Source organism: Bradyrhizobium sp. RDI18 (genome assembly GCF_043203335.1).
Classification (GTDB): Bacteria; Pseudomonadota; Alphaproteobacteria; order Rhizobiales; family Xanthobacteraceae; genus Bradyrhizobium; species Bradyrhizobium retamae.
In genome coordinates this window covers 2,280,218-2,295,143 of record NZ_JBICRN010000008.1, presented here as the reverse complement: position 1 = coordinate 2,295,143, position 14,926 = coordinate 2,280,218, and the positions used below count along the sequence as shown (strand labels likewise).

22 protein-coding genes and 1 pseudogene are annotated in these 14,926 nt (G+C 60.4%); 8 read left to right on the top strand and 15 right to left on the bottom strand.

All coding sequences use genetic code 11. The features are described 5' to 3' along the window. Window positions 1-521 precede the first annotated feature (521 nt). Window positions 522-1,624 (top strand): IS3 family transposase gene (locus ACFXS9_RS20190; RefSeq protein WP_392691450.1). Its coding sequence is split into 2 segments (ribosomal slippage): window positions 522-777 and window positions 777-1,624, totalling 1,104 coding nucleotides; the frame shifts between segments, so codons are not numbered across the junction. Here the strand turns inward: ACFXS9_RS20190 and ACFXS9_RS20185 are convergent. Both ACFXS9_RS20185 and ACFXS9_RS20180 read right to left on the bottom strand, forming a co-directional pair. Continuing rightward, a complete protein-coding gene (locus ACFXS9_RS20185; protein ID WP_392691340.1) occupies window positions 1,594-3,663 on the bottom strand; it encodes a recombinase family protein in 2,070 nt (689 codons plus the stop codon). The two genes, ACFXS9_RS20190 and ACFXS9_RS20185, sit on opposite strands and share 31 nt — an antisense overlap. Then, window positions 3,653-3,823, bottom strand: coding sequence for a hypothetical protein (locus ACFXS9_RS20180; RefSeq protein WP_392689527.1), 171 nt, complete (start codon window positions 3,821-3,823; stop codon window positions 3,653-3,655). Before ACFXS9_RS20180 ends, ACFXS9_RS20185 begins: the two co-directional genes overlap by 11 nt. Window positions 3,824-4,427: 604 nt before the next feature. On the opposite strand from ACFXS9_RS20180, the gene ACFXS9_RS20175 reads away from it, so the two are divergent. Continuing rightward, window positions 4,428-5,792 carry a trehalose-6-phosphate synthase gene (locus tag ACFXS9_RS20175; RefSeq protein WP_392699881.1) on the top strand — a complete coding sequence of 455 codons (1,365 nt, stop codon included), beginning with the start codon at window positions 4,428-4,430 and terminating at the stop codon, window positions 5,790-5,792. Window positions 5,793-5,829: 37 nt separating this feature from the next. Then, complete coding sequence (locus tag ACFXS9_RS20170; protein WP_392691447.1) at window positions 5,830-6,141, top strand: hypothetical protein; 312 nt, start codon at window positions 5,830-5,832, stop codon at window positions 6,139-6,141. Between the two features lie 76 nt (window positions 6,142-6,217). Here ACFXS9_RS20170 and ACFXS9_RS20165 read toward each other — a convergent pair whose 3' ends face one another. The 4 genes from ACFXS9_RS20165 to ACFXS9_RS20150 all read right to left on the bottom strand — a co-directional run bounded on the left by ACFXS9_RS20165 (window position 6,218) and on the right by ACFXS9_RS20150 (window position 8,335). Then, complete coding sequence (locus ACFXS9_RS20165) at window positions 6,218-6,421, bottom strand: hypothetical protein (protein ID WP_057853236.1); 204 nt, start codon at window positions 6,419-6,421, stop codon at window positions 6,218-6,220. A gap of 24 nt (window positions 6,422-6,445) precedes the next feature. Then, window positions 6,446-6,826: a 3-oxoacyl-[acyl-carrier-protein] synthase III C-terminal domain-containing protein gene (locus ACFXS9_RS20160; protein ID WP_392699879.1), complete on the bottom strand. Its 381-nt coding sequence runs from the start codon at window positions 6,824-6,826 to the stop codon at window positions 6,446-6,448. A gap of 213 nt (window positions 6,827-7,039) precedes the next feature. Then, entirely contained in the window at window positions 7,040-7,585 is a 546-nt protein-coding gene (locus tag ACFXS9_RS20155) for a hypothetical protein (protein ID WP_392699877.1), read from the bottom strand. A gap of 402 nt (window positions 7,586-7,987) precedes the next feature. Next, complete coding sequence (locus ACFXS9_RS20150) at window positions 7,988-8,335, bottom strand: hypothetical protein (protein WP_392691444.1); 348 nt, start codon at window positions 8,333-8,335, stop codon at window positions 7,988-7,990. A 71-nt stretch (window positions 8,336-8,406) separates the two neighbouring features. On the opposite strand from ACFXS9_RS20150, the gene ACFXS9_RS20145 reads away from it, so the two are divergent. Next, a complete protein-coding gene (locus ACFXS9_RS20145) occupies window positions 8,407-8,676 on the top strand; it encodes a hypothetical protein (protein WP_392691442.1) in 270 nt (89 codons plus the stop codon). Window positions 8,677-8,891: 215 nt separating this feature from the next. Here ACFXS9_RS20145 and ACFXS9_RS20140 read toward each other — a convergent pair. After that, a pseudogene (locus tag ACFXS9_RS20140) lies at window positions 8,892-9,035 on the bottom strand (IS3 family transposase); the annotation flags it as partial. Further along, window positions 9,004-9,294, bottom strand: a complete 291-nt coding sequence (locus ACFXS9_RS20135) for a hypothetical protein (protein ID WP_392691439.1) — start codon at window positions 9,292-9,294, stop codon at window positions 9,004-9,006. The gene ACFXS9_RS20135 and the pseudogene ACFXS9_RS20140, both read right to left, overlap by 32 nt. Here ACFXS9_RS20135 and ACFXS9_RS20130 point away from each other — a divergent pair. Further along, a complete protein-coding gene (locus tag ACFXS9_RS20130; RefSeq protein WP_213256440.1) occupies window positions 9,293-9,445 on the top strand; it encodes a hypothetical protein in 153 nt (50 codons plus the stop codon). The two genes, ACFXS9_RS20135 and ACFXS9_RS20130, sit on opposite strands and share 2 nt — an antisense overlap. After that, complete coding sequence (locus ACFXS9_RS20125; RefSeq protein WP_392691436.1) at window positions 9,432-9,707, top strand: hypothetical protein; 276 nt, start codon at window positions 9,432-9,434, stop codon at window positions 9,705-9,707. The genes ACFXS9_RS20130 and ACFXS9_RS20125 overlap by 14 nt, the downstream gene beginning before the upstream one ends. A gap of 30 nt (window positions 9,708-9,737) precedes the next feature. Here ACFXS9_RS20125 and ACFXS9_RS20120 read toward each other — a convergent pair whose 3' ends face one another. From ACFXS9_RS20120 to ACFXS9_RS20105, 4 genes are all read right to left on the bottom strand, one after another. Beyond that, complete coding sequence (locus tag ACFXS9_RS20120; RefSeq protein ID WP_392691433.1) at window positions 9,738-10,175, bottom strand: hypothetical protein; 438 nt, start codon at window positions 10,173-10,175, stop codon at window positions 9,738-9,740. After that, window positions 10,150-10,401, bottom strand: a complete 252-nt coding sequence (locus ACFXS9_RS20115) for a type II toxin-antitoxin system Phd/YefM family antitoxin (RefSeq protein ID WP_057847960.1) — start codon at window positions 10,399-10,401, stop codon at window positions 10,150-10,152. The genes ACFXS9_RS20120 and ACFXS9_RS20115 overlap by 26 nt, the downstream gene beginning before the upstream one ends. Before the next feature lie 165 nt (window positions 10,402-10,566). Beyond that, complete coding sequence (locus tag ACFXS9_RS20110) at window positions 10,567-11,157, bottom strand: transposase (protein ID WP_392691430.1); 591 nt, start codon at window positions 11,155-11,157, stop codon at window positions 10,567-10,569. Between the two features lie 372 nt (window positions 11,158-11,529). Beyond that, a complete protein-coding gene (locus tag ACFXS9_RS20105; protein ID WP_392691428.1) occupies window positions 11,530-11,901 on the bottom strand; it encodes a hypothetical protein in 372 nt (123 codons plus the stop codon). Between ACFXS9_RS20105 and ACFXS9_RS20100 the strand changes: the two genes are divergently transcribed. Then, window positions 11,900-12,397, top strand: coding sequence for a hypothetical protein (locus tag ACFXS9_RS20100; protein ID WP_392691426.1), 498 nt, complete (start codon window positions 11,900-11,902; stop codon window positions 12,395-12,397). The genes ACFXS9_RS20105 and ACFXS9_RS20100 overlap by 2 nt on opposite strands. A 59-nt stretch (window positions 12,398-12,456) precedes the next feature. Here the strand turns inward: ACFXS9_RS20100 and ACFXS9_RS20095 are convergent, their stop codons facing one another. The 3 genes from ACFXS9_RS20095 to ACFXS9_RS20085 are packed head-to-tail and all read right to left on the bottom strand — an operon-like array spanning window position 12,457 to window position 13,795. Further along, the gene (locus ACFXS9_RS20095) at window positions 12,457-12,960 is read right to left on the bottom strand and encodes a helix-turn-helix transcriptional regulator (RefSeq protein WP_392691424.1); all 504 of its coding nucleotides are present in this window, start codon (window positions 12,958-12,960) and stop codon (window positions 12,457-12,459) included. Then, window positions 12,957-13,586, bottom strand: coding sequence for a GNAT family N-acetyltransferase (locus ACFXS9_RS20090; protein WP_057847963.1), 630 nt, complete (start codon window positions 13,584-13,586; stop codon window positions 12,957-12,959). Before ACFXS9_RS20090 ends, ACFXS9_RS20095 begins: the two co-directional genes overlap by 4 nt. Beyond that, window positions 13,583-13,795, bottom strand: a complete 213-nt coding sequence (locus ACFXS9_RS20085) for a ribbon-helix-helix protein, CopG family (protein ID WP_009734077.1) — start codon at window positions 13,793-13,795, stop codon at window positions 13,583-13,585. Before ACFXS9_RS20085 ends, ACFXS9_RS20090 begins: the two co-directional genes overlap by 4 nt. Before the next feature lie 157 nt (window positions 13,796-13,952). Here ACFXS9_RS20085 and ACFXS9_RS20080 point away from each other — a divergent pair, with 157 nt between their 5' ends. Beyond that, window positions 13,953-14,918 carry a CBASS oligonucleotide cyclase gene (locus ACFXS9_RS20080; RefSeq protein WP_057847964.1) on the top strand — a complete coding sequence of 322 codons (966 nt, stop codon included), beginning with the start codon at window positions 13,953-13,955 and terminating at the stop codon, window positions 14,916-14,918. Window positions 14,919-14,926: the final 8 nt, after the last annotated feature.

The window sequence follows — 14,926 nt, the reverse complement described above, 5'->3', positions numbered from 1 at the left end:
CCGTGCTTCGCAGTCCTTTGGAAAGCTGCTCTCGCGAGGCGGAGCTGTTGGTGCAATGGCTCCGGAATGACCACATTTGCCTTGCGGGTCGGCGAGGGGATGTGCGTGGCCCGCCCGTCATTCGAGCCGACCTGCTGTGATTGGTGGCAGCCGACGAAGCGCGTATGGAATCGTCGATAAATAGACCGTGCGAATGGGAACCACGCGAGAGCCTTAGTGTGTCTCCGCGGTTCTACACCGCGCAACTGCGTGCAAGACTATCTTTGCATTAGATTTCTTGTTTCCAGTAACAAGACTGAATGCCTGCGCGCGTGATTTGGGTTCGACTTGGTTGAAGCGATAATCAAGCCATATTGATTGAACGCCGGGTGACGGCAGATCAGACGGGCAAGGATGACTTGTGAATCTCATCGTCGTGTCGAACCGGGTTGACAGAGCCGGCTCCGCAAATTTGAACAGGTCGATAAGTGGAGTTTCTGCCTGACAGCGGGCACGCTGGTGCCTGCGAATCAGGAGTGACGATGAGCAGACGAGCACGCCGGAACCACACACCGGCCTTCAAGGCGAAGGTGGCGCTTGCCGCCGTCAAGGGCGACCGGACGATAGCTCAGCTTGCCGAGCAGTTCGACGTCCACCCCAATCAGATTACGGCGTGGAAGGCGCAGCTGGAGGGCGGCGCTTCCGGAGTTTTTGGATCTGGCAGCGCTGCGCCGGCCACGCCTGCGATCGATGTGAAGTCGCTGCATGCCAAGATCGGGGAGTTGACGCTGGAGAACGATTTTTTAGAAGGAGCGCTCACCAAGGCGGGATTGCTGAGCGCAAAGCGATGATCGACCGCGAGCATGATCTGTCGATCACCAGGCAGGCGGAAGTTTTGCAGATCAGCCGCGGCAGCGTTTATTACCTGCCGCGGCCGGTGCCGGACGCCGATCTCGCGATCATGCGGCGTCTCGACCGGCTGCATCTGGAGTTTCCCTTCGCCGGTTCGCGAATGCTGAGAGGCCTGCTGGCTGCCGAGGGGTGCAAGATCGGCCGCCGGCATGTCAAGACGCTGATGCGGCGGATGGGGATAGAGGCGCTCTATCGCCGTCCGCGCACCACCAGACCCGAGCCCGGCCACAAGATCCATCCATACCTGCTGCGCGGCATGGAGATCACGCGACCGAACCAGGTCTGGGCGATGGACATCACCTACATCCCGATGGCGAGTGGCTTCGTCTATCTCGCCGTGGTGCTGGACTGGGCAACACGTCGTGTTCTGTCGTGGCGGCTGTCGATCACCATGGAAGCGACCTTCTGCGTCGAGACGCTGGAGGATGCCTTGGCTCGTCACGGCAAGCCGGACATCTTCAACACCGATCAGGGCTCGCAGTTCACCGGACAGGCTTTTACCGGCGTGCTCGCCGACAACGGCATCGCGATCAGCATGGACGGCAAGGGCGCATGGCGGGACAACGTGTTTGTCGAACGGCTCTGGCGCAGCATCAAATACGAGGAGGTGTACCTGCGGGCCTATGACAGCGTCAGCGAGGCGCGCAGCTCGATCGGCCGATATCTCGACTTCTACAACCGCGCATCAGAACACCCATCTGTCTATGTTGTTGAAGAGAAGAGACTTTGCTGATTGGGATGTGATCCCGTGGGGTATCTTGGGTTCTGTCGCGCTCGTTCGGCGATAGATTGAGCGGCAGCTGTTATCAGCAAGGCGCGAGCAAAAATCCACGGGCCGTCCGATAGCGGATGGATGGCTGCGATTTCGCCGGCTTCGGCGGCGAGCCGGAGCGTCTTGGGCGCAATCTTGAGGAGCTTTGCCGCGTTGCTGAGGTTTAGCCAGGGCTCGATCCCGTCCTCGGCGGGCTTGAACACCGGGATGCGATAGTTCGAGCGCATCGAGGTGACACGCTCGCGCGTCCAGCGATTGCCGTTACCGGTCTTGAGGCTGTTGCGGTTGAGCAGGCCGGCGATCAGATCGTCGCTGGCGATCAGCACCAGTTGGCGCACAGCTTCGACGATGTTGGCGGAGGTGCTGTTGCGCTGCCCGCGCCGGCGCTTGGGCAGGCGTATCTCGCTGTGAACGCCGCCGACCCAGTGGACGATGAGGACGATCTCGGAGGCCGCATCGTCGATATCGGCCACGACCTCATGGATGACGGTGCGCGCAATCCGCTTCTTGAGGCGCGCATCCGTCGTCGGCGCATCCCAGACCGTTTTGAGGTTCGAGGCCAGAACGCCAAGCGAAGCTGGATCGGCAATGGGGGCGGGCATCGCCGCATCATGCATGGCGATCTTGCCCTCGACCTCCGCCACGTGGGCGAGCGCCCTGTTCCAGCGCGCTTCAAGCTCGCCCGCCACCAGCCGGTTCGCGGGATCAGCGGCATCGTATTGCCGGAAGGCCCGGTCGACGGCATAGCGCGCCGCTTCGAGGTCGCGACTGAGAGCATCGCGCACCTGATCGCGCCGTTCCCTGGCTTCCTTGGCGGCAGCGGTCGCCGCGGCGATAGCGCCCGGACCGACGACGCCGAGCAGTGCTTCCTCGATGGCATCATCAACGCGCAGTCCGCCGAAGCCGATGCAATGAGGGCCGCCATTGTCCATCCAGGCGCGGCTGCAGCTGTAGCGCGGAATATGGCGCTTCATGCCGGAGTACCGGAGTGTGAGCTTGCGACCGCAGCGCCTGCAGCGGATCAGACCGGCCAGCAGCGCGTCACCATGCTTGGGCGCGCCGTGATACCGACTGGTGGGAACGTTGTTGCTGACCATGGTGCGGATTGCCTCGAACCTCTCCCAGCTCACGTACCCATCGTGGGTGTTGGGCTTCAGCGCCAACCATTCGTTCCGCGCCTTGCGGCGGATCTTCACGCTCACGCCCTCGGCACCGTATCCCGTCGCGACAGCCGTCTTACCATAGGCATAGGCGCCGCCGTAGACCGGGTTCTCAATGATCCGGTGGATGGCGGAGTAGCTTGGTCGCCGCCAGGCCGTGTCGCCATTGGTCTGCTTTACCGGCAGATCGAGATTGTACTCGTGGAGCCAGCAGAGCGCCTGTCGCGCGCTGCCCAGTTCCTCGACCTTGTCGAACACCAGCTTGATCGCTTCCTGGACCCGCCGATCCGGATCTTTCTCATAATGGTCGCCGGACTTCACGAACCCGACCGGCGCCGCCACCACCAACTCGCCCCGGCGCGCCTTCTCGTAGCGGGCCGAGAGCGAGCGCTGGCGCAACAGATCCAGTTCGTACTCGTTGAGGCTGCCCTTGAGCCCGAGCAACAGGCGATCGTTGCCGTGCCTTGGCGCATAGATGGTCTCCTGATCGACCAGAACGGTATCGACCACGCGGCACATCTCGATGAGTTGCTGCCAATCTCGGCTGTTGCGAGCGAAGCGCGAGACCTCGCGGGCGCAAACCGCACCAACCTTACCGAGGCAAACCTCCGCTACCATCCGCTCGAAGCCGGCGCGTTGGACCCCGCCGGCGGCCGAACGACCGAGATCATCATCAATCACGTCGATCTCTGACCACCCGAGCGCCGTCAGCCGGTCCCGCATGGCGTATTGCAACGCGCTGCTCTCGCGATTGTGCAACACCTGATGCGCCGAGGACTGACGCACGTAAAGAATCGCCTTGCGCTCGAGATGATGAGGCCTGATCTTGTCAGAGATCATGGCCGACCTCCTTCGCGCGCGGCGTCGCTGTCGTCGCAGCATGGCCGAGAATCAACTGCGTCATCAGACTGGTCAGCGCCGCCCGCGCTTCCGCCGGCAGTTCCGACCATGCTGGCGCGCCGAGGGCGCCGTTCGACAGGCCGCTCCCGAACAGATCCATCTGCGGCTGCGACCGCGGTTGTCGATTGTGTCGGTATCCGCTCCCTGGCATTGCCGTCTCGCGTGACATGAGTCGCTCCCCGATTCTGGTCGTGAGAGGCTCTGGATGCGCTAGAAAGCAGGGCAGCTGATGGCGCTCGATCCATCAACGCCAGATCGAGAAGCGCAGAAAGCGCTGCAAGTGCGGTTATGCTGACAAATGGCCGAGCTGCCAAAAGCTCCGCCTCAGGGCATGCCGTCCGGTCGAACATCCATGCTGGAACCTCCAGCCAACGATCTGCTTGCGATCCATCCAGCGTGCAGCGGAAGGCGACATCGCCAGCCTTGTCGACGGCCCCATGAACGCAAACTCGGCAACCAAACCAAGGATGATATCGATAAAGAACCTCGCGAAGAACGGTCCTGTGGGCGTTCTCAAACCTCGTTGTATAACAGCAGGCGTCCCCATTCGAGTCTTGACGGCAGCACGCCGGATCACGCCTACTTCACCCCGCTGCCACTCCGCATGGCAGCCTAACCCCGGCAGAGGCTCCACCTATCGACGCGGAAACTCTGTTCAGACGACCGGGACCAGCTCTGACAGCGGCGACGCCAAACAACCCAAGATAGGCGGCCTTGCGGCTGCGCTACTCCCTGTGGTCGAACAATCCGGAGCAATCTGGGTGGGATCCTCGGGCCAATTGGGCAATGGTTGTGGTAAAGCGCCGCCTGTCGAGACGCTCGGCGCAGGCAAGCTTGTGACGCTGAATCTGCCTGCCGTGCATTATCGGCGTTACTATGAGGGCTTTGCCAACTCGGCACTATGGCCGGCCTTGCATTCGCGCACCGACCTGATCGACGCCTCGGCGTTAGACTATCTCAGCTATCGCGAGATCAACACGGTGATGGCAAAAAGACTGCTCCGGTTCGATGAGCCGACCGCGTTCTGGGTGCATGATTATCATTTCCTCCCGCTCGGCACTGAGCTGCGTAAGGTCGGCATCAAGCAGCCGATCGGTTTCTTCCTGCACACGCCATGGCCGCTGCCAGCCATGATGCGGAGTGTGCCGCGTCATCGCGAACTGATCGAGGCGATGTTGGCTTACGACCTGATCGGCTTTCAGACCGAGGAGGACCGGAGGAATTTCATCGCCTATGTCAGCACCGATCTCAGGCATCTCAGGCTTACCATCGAGGACTGTGTTGTAACCTCGGGTCATGGCCAAACGCGATCCCAAGTGTTTCCGATCGGCATCGATCCGGTCAAGTTCGCGGAATTGAGCGCCGACGCGGCCTCGGAGCCCTGGATCTCGTGGATACGGCGCGGTCTTAATAGCGAGAAGATTGCTATCAGCGTCGATCGGATCGATTACTCCAAGGGTATCGACAAACGCCTCCACGCTTTAAACCGCCTGTGGACCGAACGGCCGCATCTCGCGCACAGCATCTCGCTATTGCAGATCGCCACCCCGTCGCGCAGCGGCATTGAGGCCTACAGCAATCTGCAGAAAGATGTCGCCCGCCTTGTCTGCGATATCAATAGCCGCCATCGTAGGGGCGACTGGACCCCGATTAGTCATTTCGAGGAGGGCTTCAGTCAGGCCGACCTCGCAATTCTTTACCGCGCAGCGAAAGTTGCCGTGGTAACGCCGTTGCGTGACGGCATGAATCTGGTGGCGAAAGAATATGTCGCTGCGCAAGATCCGAACGATCCCGGTGTGCTGATATTGTCTAAATTTGCCGGCGCGGCCAAAGAGCTGAAGGAGGCGCTGCTCGTCGATCCAAACAACATTGATGACATAGCAGACAAGATTTCGGCCGCAATTTCGATGTCGCTTGCCGAGCGCATCTCGCGCTGGCAAGACATGGTGGGGACGCTTCGAGCGTATCCCATCCAGCGATGGACCGCGGACTTCGTTGCGGAGTTGGAGAAAAATTCGGACCGAGAAACTCGCGGGACAGTTCAGTCCGCGGAATGTGGGGGAGCCTAGCGGCTCGAAAGGGAAAGTCGAGGGGAAATTAGCCGGCGTGGCAAGCCATTTGGACCTGCCGCGGCGGTTGTCACGCCCGGCGTTCGATGTACGGGCTAGGAGATTAGATGATGATTTCACGCACATCGTAGGCTCGGGCTGGAACCACGGTCCCCAACTGGCCCCGGACGTCCTGCTCGGCGTGCTGAATAGAGTAGACGCCTTCCCGAGGCCGTTCCAGCCGACGACAAATTTTTACATCCATGGTCATCCCTACATGGCGCAGTTGGCTGCAGGGTTGAGGGAGGTGACCCCTAACAATCCGCTGGGCGTCAACGTTATTCTCATACCTCGGCTTAAGGGCGGCTGAACAACCGCGCGCGGGTTGTAATCGGCACCTCTTGCTCGAACCGTCGATTATCAAAGGCCTTCGGTCATAGATGTCGTCATATTTGCCGCCGCCTGCCGAGGTCCAAGTTGAGGACGGTCACCGGATCGAGGCCGTCATCGTCGTTGAGAACATTGTAATGCATCGCGCCGCCATCCTTCATAAATCGGCACCTCCAGTGCGGCGGCATTAACGCGGTGGCCGAGCAGACCGGCGGCAGAGTGCGCATCTCGGGCACGCTGGCGCTCAGCAGCACCGGCAACGAATTTGTTGATGCCGGCCACTACTACGCGATCCGCGCCAATCCGTCACCGACTGACTCAAGATGTGCAGACCCTCGCTGAGCCGCTTCGCTGTCAACCCATTTCAGTAACGACAGTTCGGCCGAGAACCCTGGTCCGAACGCAGCTAGGATTCCGTATGATCCTGGCGCCTGCTCCTCATGCTCAAGCACGTGATCCAAAACGAATAGTACAGTTGCGCTCGACATATTTCCATGACGTCGAAGAGTTTCATAGCTGGAAAAGAAGTTTTCAGACGATCTCCCAAGGCCCTGCTCACAAACCTCCAATACTTTTCTCCCGCCGGGATGAAAGATTAAGCTCTTCGCTTGGTTAGAATGGATGCCATCCTCCGCTACAACGACCGCAGTGCATGTGGCATCAATTCGCTAATCATTGATGGAATGCGCTCAGAGACTACGACTGCAAATCCGGAGTCGCCAAAATGCCAGCCCATTAAATAAGTCGAGTCGGGGTAAAGCAAACTCGTATTTGTTACGATATCCAGTTTGCCAGAGCCGCTTTCAGCTGGGCCGATTAGGAGCGCGGCAGCGCCATCCCCAAAGAGGCTTGAAGCAACAACGTTCTTCGGGGTGAGATCATTCGGCTAATGTCAGCTCCACAGCAATGAGGAGAACGCGTTCGCTCGTTGCGCGGCAAATCGCTCCTGCCAAGCTAACTCCCGATGCTCCTCCGGCACATCCGAGGCCGAATATGGGCGTCCGTCGTACATTTGTTCGCAGTCCGACCTTCGAGATCACATCCACATCGAGACTGGGGGTAGCTATCCCGCTCGACGAGACAAATATAATCCGATCGACGTGTTCGGGCTTCACGCCGGCCCTGTTGAGACAGAGCACGGTCGCTTTGCATGCGAGCTCCTTTGCATATTCCAAGTATATCTGGTTTGTCTCACTTATGCGATGCTCGCTGAGAAGCCATTCGGGCGCTACACAAAAGAAACGCTGATCGACTAGCGCATTATCGAATACTGTAAGATACCTCTTCAGCTTCTCCATTCTAGATCCGAAGTGGCGACCCGCTAGTACATTGGCCTCGGTTTGCGAAATTCGGAATGGTGGCAAAACCGTCCCAACAGCCAAAATTCTGGACATCAGTTCCTCTTGTTGTTCGCCTCGAACCAAAGCGACGATCAAAGACGTCCGCGACGTCCCAGCGTTAGTTCACGTGGACCAAACCGATGCCGATGTCCTGCCCAATGCGGGCAGTTCCTGCGGGGCCGCTCGCTGGAAATGCCCGTGATCCCGGTTGAAAAGAAGTCCACGTTCCGAGGGCCAATGAACAGGCAATCGTACTCAGCGCCGACGGTTATTGAAAAAAGCGCTCAAGGTCCGCCCCTACTGTACCGCCCCGCCGGGTTTCGCTACCGTCGGTGAGGGGCAGCCCAGTCGCAAATTCGGAGAGTTGATATTTATCGCGGGCGACCGCAGCGCCGCCTTTCACATACAGCAGCACGTCAGTCCAGGCGTAGCCAAGCAGGCCCGTGAGCAGGCCGAATGCATCAACCCTGGTTTCATCCTGGAGGACTACGAAAGTGAGGTTAGCGTTGGAGTCCTTGAAATCAGCGCAGTTGCCGTTCGCCCGATGCCGAACACCGAGTTGGCTATCTGCCAGCGGAAGCGGATTTCGCCGCCGAGCGGGCCTCCTGTCGCACTATGGCCCCTGATAGCAAGGGGCGGAGCGCGGACTACAACGCCAGCGTTGACGAGATGCCAGCATCGACGCGCGGGGCCGCCACCGCTATTGATACCGATGTAGGAACCGCTTCGCTCGGAGAGCCGCGCGGCCAGATCAGCGGCAGAGGCGGCCAGCACCACCAGGGCTACCGTGCCCAGCAGGATCTTTTCATCCTTCTTGACCCAATTCCGATGCAACTTTCTTGACGGTGTCCATGGATCACGGTTGCCATGTACCTGTCTTCTCCATCAATTGATAGGGTTGGTAGTTGACTGGTAAGATCGTGTCCGCCTCTGCCAATGAATCGCTCGCCTTCTTCGACGCGGGCCGCGCGAGTTCGTCGCGCCCCAGACGTTTTGCCATCGTCGATAGGCCTGACGCCGCCAGACACATCGACTGGGTCTCGCGGCAGGTCGACATGTCGGACGAAGCTGGCTCGGTCGTCGCCGAGCATCGCGGCGATGTCCGCGACGAGCTTCTCGCCTCCGAGGCGATGAATGAGCGTCACATGACGGTGTCCCGGCCGCGACCTGACTGAGGTCGGCGCGGCCGTGACTGCCGTCGGTGACGCGCTCACCGAACTGCGAGTTGCACTACCAGCTCTTCGCCTTCATGTCGCGGCCCGCCCAAGGGCGTCGAGTTCGCGGCCTCCGAGGAGCAAGTCATCCGCAACGCCATCGCGGCGGCGCTCGGCGCCGGCCCCGAAGGCGCACACTAAAAGGCATTCTCAGCCTTGCTGCCGGGTGCAGTTCAGCGGTCATCGCGCCGCTTGGCTTTGACGCGCCGCTTAGGCGTTTTGTTGCGCAGTTGCAGGCCCAACTCGCGGTAGACGCGCCGGGTCTTGTTCTGGCCGTGGCGCCATCCTTCACGACGAAGCAGGACGTGAACGCGGCGATAGGCCGAAGAAGCGTACGGCGCCGACGATCAGTGACAAAGCTGCCCGGACAGCGGTAGCGGAGCTAAACAAAGAGCCGAAACGGCGTGATGTCGAGCGCCGGCGCGAAGAGGCCGCGGCGGCCAGGAACGTGAGCGACGCGAGAAGGCGGTCGCAAAGGCGCAGGCGGCTCTCGACAGGGCCGTGCAGAATCGTGAGGCTCCTGCCATCGGGCGCGAAATTCTGCATCGACCGCCAGCGACTGATAGAGAGCGCGACCATGCGCCTTGCCGTGTGCTTGCGAAATCGCAATCCAGGCGCGCGCGATATCGCCATCGGCTGCCAATCCGAGACGCGCGACGATCGCTTGAATCTGTGCCTTGTGACTCAACCGCGGCTGCAGTTCCTTGGCGGCGCGATTGATCGTCGTTGAAGCCGGCTGCGTGCAAGTGTTTCCTGGTGGCTTCGACTTTTGCGAGATCGTCCGGTGTGACGTCGGCGGCAATCTTCATCGGCCCCGCCAAGGTCTGCCGCAGAACCGATTCAAGCTCCCGCAAGGCGTGGGCCGCGAGCGGAATGGATACCCGGAGCGGAAGCGCGCCAGCCGACAGCTGGCAGAAGTCGACATAGCGGTCGGCCATGCTCCTTCCGAGCAATTGCCGGATCAGGGCCGCCGTATTCTGCTGCTCCGGTGAAAGGTCTGGTCTCTTGGCAGGCACGTCCATCTAACGCTGTCGGTTAACGCCGCGCGTGCTGGCGCGGCGGGCAATGAATTCTTTCATCAACGGCAGAAAAAACGCCTTGCTAAAATGGCCAAGTGGCGGCTCTGGCTCAAGGTAGAACGACTGGCCGATGACGTCCTGATTGTATTCGTCAAGGATGATCCAGAGGCGTAGCGAAGCGTCGAGACCGGCACGACGCTTTTCCCTCTCAGGAATTTCGACGGCAAAACGATCGGAGTAGGGCGGCTGACTGGTGATCGGAAACAGCACCAACAAGTCCTCACCTTTCGGCCTGGCAATCCGTACACCCACAGCCACCGGGCGAGGCTTGCGGCCTTCCGTTTCCCCGCGCTCAGCTTCGCGCACCCATAAATAGGGAAATCGGATCACGCATCCGGTGCGAAGTCGTCCCGGCTCACGTCTCGTCGCTCTCCCGCTCATAGGCGTCGACGGCCCGCTTGACGTCCTCAAACAAGTCGTCAGGCATCGTCTCGAGCCGACCGGCCTTCCGGGCGTCGGCTCTGGCCGTAAGCTTGCGGTAGTCTTCGATGCTGAGCAGCACCAGACGCGGCTTGTTCCGTTGGGTAATGGTGACGGGCCGGCGCAGGGCTTCGGCGATGATATCCCCCGACTTCCTGGAAAGATCACTGGTTGAATATTGAGTCATTGATCGGTCTCCAGCATTGCTGTAATATACAGCAATGCCGTATATCCTGCAATGGTGTTCGCTTGGCAGCTGTCGGGGAGGGATCTTTGGAGCGGCAGACTTCGTCTGAAGCGAGCCGTCTCTGCCATCCGTCGTAGGGTTGATCGCTTGGGCTGGCGCTCAATCCTACGAGGCCTTTGGCGAGCACGCGATCCCACGCTCGAAACCACCAGTCGCCCATGACATTCCTCGGTTCTTCCGCATATTTGGTGCAGCATGAGCGATCGGGGTTGGATAGGTTGCCCGGTCGCTCTCAAGCAGCCAGGAGGACGCGTCAAATAACGGGTAGCTTGCCCGGCCATACATTTGTCGTTTGATGGCTTTGATCCTGCTGATCTGGCCTTCGACCGGACTGGTTGTCCAGGAGGTCGTTATTGCCCCTCGGACCGCATCGATGTCGCGCGCGATGCCGTTGGCGAAGCTCTTGAGCTCGCTGTTGCCTGCTTGTGTGATCCATTCATCGAGCTCGGCGATGTCGCTACCACTAAGAAGGGACACAAACCGCTTCGCCAGATCGGCGACCGTCGCGAGTTCCGGAGCTTGCGCAAATAGATGGCCGAGGAACAGCCTGGCTTCAGCATCGATCTGATCCGGATCCTGGCTCAAGTACCAAGCACAGCGACGACGCGTGGGAGCTTTCCATGTCAGGTGCGGTTGTGCTGCTCCTCCCGAGTCTGCATGTGCACGCCTGTCAGCGGCCCATCGCGCGACGGTCACCCGACTTCCACTATAACCCTGTTGCTAAAGCTCCCGCCAAAGCTGTTTACCGAAGGGGCCATCGACCCATGCACGGGAAGTGCGACGATCCTGCCTGGGGTCGAGCCGGGGCTGTTTGCTTGCCTCTCCCTGCTCGCACTTTTCATCGCAGCCAAGCATTGGAAGGCTGTCGTGCTCCGCCGTTGACACTAATCACGTCAGTGCAGAGGGCTGTGCGAGTCGCCTTTTCGAACGATTTCCTTTCGATTTGAAATCCACACGAAGCCACGTTGGGACGAATTGCGATACAATCTCGCACGTGGCCTGCTTGTGCGTGTACTAAACACGCCATCGTTCCCCTTTTTTGGTGGCGGTTCGCTCGCCCCCGCAGCATCATTGCACAGGCACGGGCGAGCTATGTGAACGCAGCCAATAGCCCAGCGTCAAGGCCTCGTGGCGATTGAAGAACGTCTCGAAATCGAAAACGTGCCGGTCTCCGTTGAGGTCCGCCAGGAGCACCTCGCTCCGACCGAGGCTGCCGCCTCGTTGCGCGCCACAATAGCCGACGATCGTCGCGAACAGATCGGTCTCGCGCAGCGAGCCAAAACGTTGGCGGAATGGGGGAGATTCCACGCAATAGCGGCATGGGTTCGCAGGATCGAAATCGGTCTTGCGCCGTGCCGGATGCGGATGGCCTGTGACCAGGGCGACGATCGGCCGGCCACCATGGCCCTGTTCGACGAAGCGCCAGAGCGTGGACGTCATGGTGTTGCCGAACCCCTTGCTCAAGCTTTTGACGAACGCAAGGCTCGGGCTCGAAGAGATCGCTTCGGAGACGAAGCGACCAGCGAGAAAAAAGCATCTGGCCGGCAGCGTAGTTCGCCTCGGCTTCCATGATTTGGTGGCAGGCGGGCGTGAGCGTCTGTTCCGTATCGCCCAACATCATCCCGGTGTGCCAAGGGATGATGTCGTGGCCGATCTCATGGGCCTCGTTCCAGCGGTGCTTGAGGAGAGGCAGATCCTGGTCGAGCAGGATCCGCTTCTGGTCGGGCAAATACAGGGCCTTCAGGCTGAGATTTTGGACCGCGTCGCGCAGGAGCGTCGGGCGGAGGAGAACCTGAAGACCTGCGACCTTCATGCGCGAGAAAGTCTCCCGCAAAAGGCTGTCGTCGGTCGTCGAATAGTAGCCGCGGTCGAGCTTCAGCAGGTCCCGGACAACGCGCAGATCGATGGGCGGCTCCGGGTTGCCAAGACCCCGTAGGACCTTGTCGACCTGTCCGTCGATATCGGCGATCGTTCGATGTCCGAGGCTGACGTTCTTCACTTGGCTCGCTTGGGGTCCTGTTCGCTCAAGACGGCGACGAACGCCTCGAGAGCCGAATTTTCTTCCGGCGTCAGCTTCTGCATAGCCTCGGAGCGGGCGGCGAATCGGACAGCCTCCTGCCGCAACCCGGCGTCGTTCGCCGCGGTCAGTCCGGCAAGCTGCATCAAGCGCCGCTGAGATACCTCAAAGGTCTGCGCCAGTTTGAAGATCGTTCGCGGCTCGGGAACATAATGGACTTCGTTCTCGATCACGAGCAACTCGCTCGCGTCGAGCTCGGCGACCTCGGCCAGTCTCTCCATGGAGAGACCGCGACGGCGTCGCATCAGGTTCACGAACTTGCCGAAAGCGATTTGGGTTTCCTCGGCCGCAGCGGTCTGCGTAATCGTGGTCGGACGCTCGTCCGGTACCGGATCGAACGCCAGCAAGCCGGCGCCGACGGCGGCGTCGCCTTCACGACGAGCTCGAGCCATCCACCACTCCTTACTCCGTTCAATTTTCATCGTTCTCCCTCCTGTTCGAAGAACGCGCGAGCCTGCTCGCTGGTCATCTCAAAGTATCTTAAATTTTGGTACGCCACGTCCTGGCCCAGATCGGTCATTCCGATCTTGCGGTAGTAATCATCGGCTTGGGGCAGGGAATGGAGCCCCAAGCGCCCCTTGAAACCCTCGTCTTCGCTGAGCGCGATGGCTGCCGTGATGAGGGCCGAGCCCACGCCGCGGAGGCGCGGGGCGGCCCCGAGCTCCGGTCGGTTCCATGGCGCAGCCTCGAGGTAATCGACATACACGAGCGGCTTGCCGCGCTGGTTTGCTTCCCGGCCCGTCTTGGTCAGATCGACCTGAGCCAGGCCTTGCGTTTCGCCGAGAGCGACGACGCTGAACCCGCGGAAGGCCAAGAGCCCTTGCACGCGGGTCGTCTTCTGCGTCCAATCCCAGTGCCAGCTTTGCGGCCACTGGTCTATCGGCACGCCTCTGCGCGCGAGCTCCTGAAGTACGGTCAGCAGGGCAGGGCGCCACTTCGTCTGCCAGTCGTCGAGCTGCGCCTGCTCGATCGCATCGCGCAGCTCGGCTTCGACGCTTGCACCGGTCGCAACATCGAGAAGATAGATTTTCGAGACGTCGACCGTCATAGAAGCATCAACTCCGCCTTCTCCTTCGTCGCGTCGTTCTCGAACAAGAGCTTTTCGCCCTTTTCGACCCGAGCATCGATCGTCTGATAGAGGCGCAAGGCCTGCCGGAGCACGGCAGTCTTGGTGATGTCCTTCCGGGCCGATAGTTCGTCCAGAACCCGCATCTCGGCGTCGGTGAGGTTCAGCGTCATAGTTCGCTTCGCCGTCATCTCATCCTCCGTCGTTGTCCGCAGGATATAGAGAATCAATGGATTTTGTCAAGGTCAAATAGCCAGATTTAGCCACTTGAATAGCTAAAATTTGGCTATTATATCCTAGTCTCAACGCCGCCGCCCCTCGGGCGAGCCGGCCAAACAGGAGCGGGATATGGGACGGCAACACGTCGGCCATGATGAAATCGCCACCTTTGCGCAGGATAAAGTGAACCTGCCCAAGGACACGGCGGATGAGTATCGGGCGCAGGCCCGGCGGCTTCGCGAGAAGCTGGAAGGCTATCTGTCCGAGCATCCGGACTTCACACTGAAGAAGATGCTGCTCTCGGGCAGCCTGGCGAAGGGTACGGCGCTTCGTTCTCTCAATGACATCGACATCGCCTGCTACATCAGCGGCGCCGACGCGCCGAAGGACGTGCAGGCTTTGCTCGACTATCTGGCCGAGCGGCTTCGCAAGGCCTTCCCCAATTTTAGTCCCGACCAGGTCAAGCCGCAGACCTATTCCGTCACCGTCTCCTTCCGGGGGACGGGGCTCGATGTAGACGTGGTGCCGATCCTCTATGATGGTGACCCGAAGTGGTATGGCAACCTCGTCAGCCAGGATGACGGCTCGTTCCTGAAGACGAGCATTCCGCTGCATCTGGAATTCGCGGCCAAGCGCAAGCGCGCGCAGGAGAAGCATTTCGCGCAGGTGGTCCGGCTCGTGAAGTTCTGGGCCCGGCGCATGAAGCAGGAACGGGACGGCTTCCGTTTCAAATCCTTCATGATCGAGATGATCCTCGCCAAGCTCTGCGACGACGGGTTGGATCTCTCCGACTATCCGGAGGCGCTTCAGCACTTCTTTACCTATCTCGCCCGCACGGACTTCCGGCAGCAGATCGTGTTCAGCGACTACTATCCGGCCTCGTCGGTCGGCACGTTCTCCGACACTGTGCAGATCATTGATCCGGTGAACGCCACGAACAACGTCGCTCGCCTCTACACGACAACGAACGCGGACGCGATCGTCGATGCCGCACTCGACGCCGGCGACGCGATCGATGCGGCGCTTGCCGCTCCCAACAAGCAACTGACCGTCGCCTATTGGCAGAAGGTCTTCGGCTCCTCCTTCCAGGCGTGAGGTCCACC

Coding starts and splice junctions, on each gene's coding strand:
- ACFXS9_RS20100 (WP_392691426.1), top strand. CDS start 11,900: ATGGTGTTGCCGAACCCCTTGCTCAAGCTTTTGACGAACGCAAGGCTC.
- ACFXS9_RS20105 (WP_392691428.1), bottom strand. CDS start 11,901: ATGACGTCCACGCTCTGGCGCTTCGTCGAACAGGGCCATGGTGGCCGG.
- ACFXS9_RS20130 (WP_213256440.1), top strand. CDS start 9,293: ATGCGCCTTGCCGTGTGCTTGCGAAATCGCAATCCAGGCGCGCGCGAT.
- ACFXS9_RS20095 (WP_392691424.1), bottom strand. CDS start 12,960: ATGAAAATTGAACGGAGTAAGGAGTGGTGGATGGCTCGAGCTCGTCGT.
- ACFXS9_RS20120 (WP_392691433.1), bottom strand. CDS start 10,175: ATGAGCGGGAGAGCGACGAGACGTGAGCCGGGACGACTTCGCACCGGA.
- ACFXS9_RS20185 (WP_392691340.1), bottom strand. CDS start 3,663: ATGATCTCTGACAAGATCAGGCCTCATCATCTCGAGCGCAAGGCGATT.
- ACFXS9_RS20085 (WP_009734077.1), bottom strand. CDS start 13,795: ATGACGGCGAAGCGAACTATGACGCTGAACCTCACCGACGCCGAGATG.
- ACFXS9_RS20090 (WP_057847963.1), bottom strand. CDS start 13,586: ATGACGGTCGACGTCTCGAAAATCTATCTTCTCGATGTTGCGACCGGT.
- ACFXS9_RS20080 (WP_057847964.1), top strand. CDS start 13,953: ATGGGACGGCAACACGTCGGCCATGATGAAATCGCCACCTTTGCGCAG.
- ACFXS9_RS20115 (WP_057847960.1), bottom strand. CDS start 10,401: ATGACTCAATATTCAACCAGTGATCTTTCCAGGAAGTCGGGGGATATC.
- ACFXS9_RS20180 (WP_392689527.1), bottom strand. CDS start 3,823: ATGGATCTGTTCGGGAGCGGCCTGTCGAACGGCGCCCTCGGCGCGCCA.
- ACFXS9_RS20135 (WP_392691439.1), bottom strand. CDS start 9,294: ATGGTCGCGCTCTCTATCAGTCGCTGGCGGTCGATGCAGAATTTCGCG.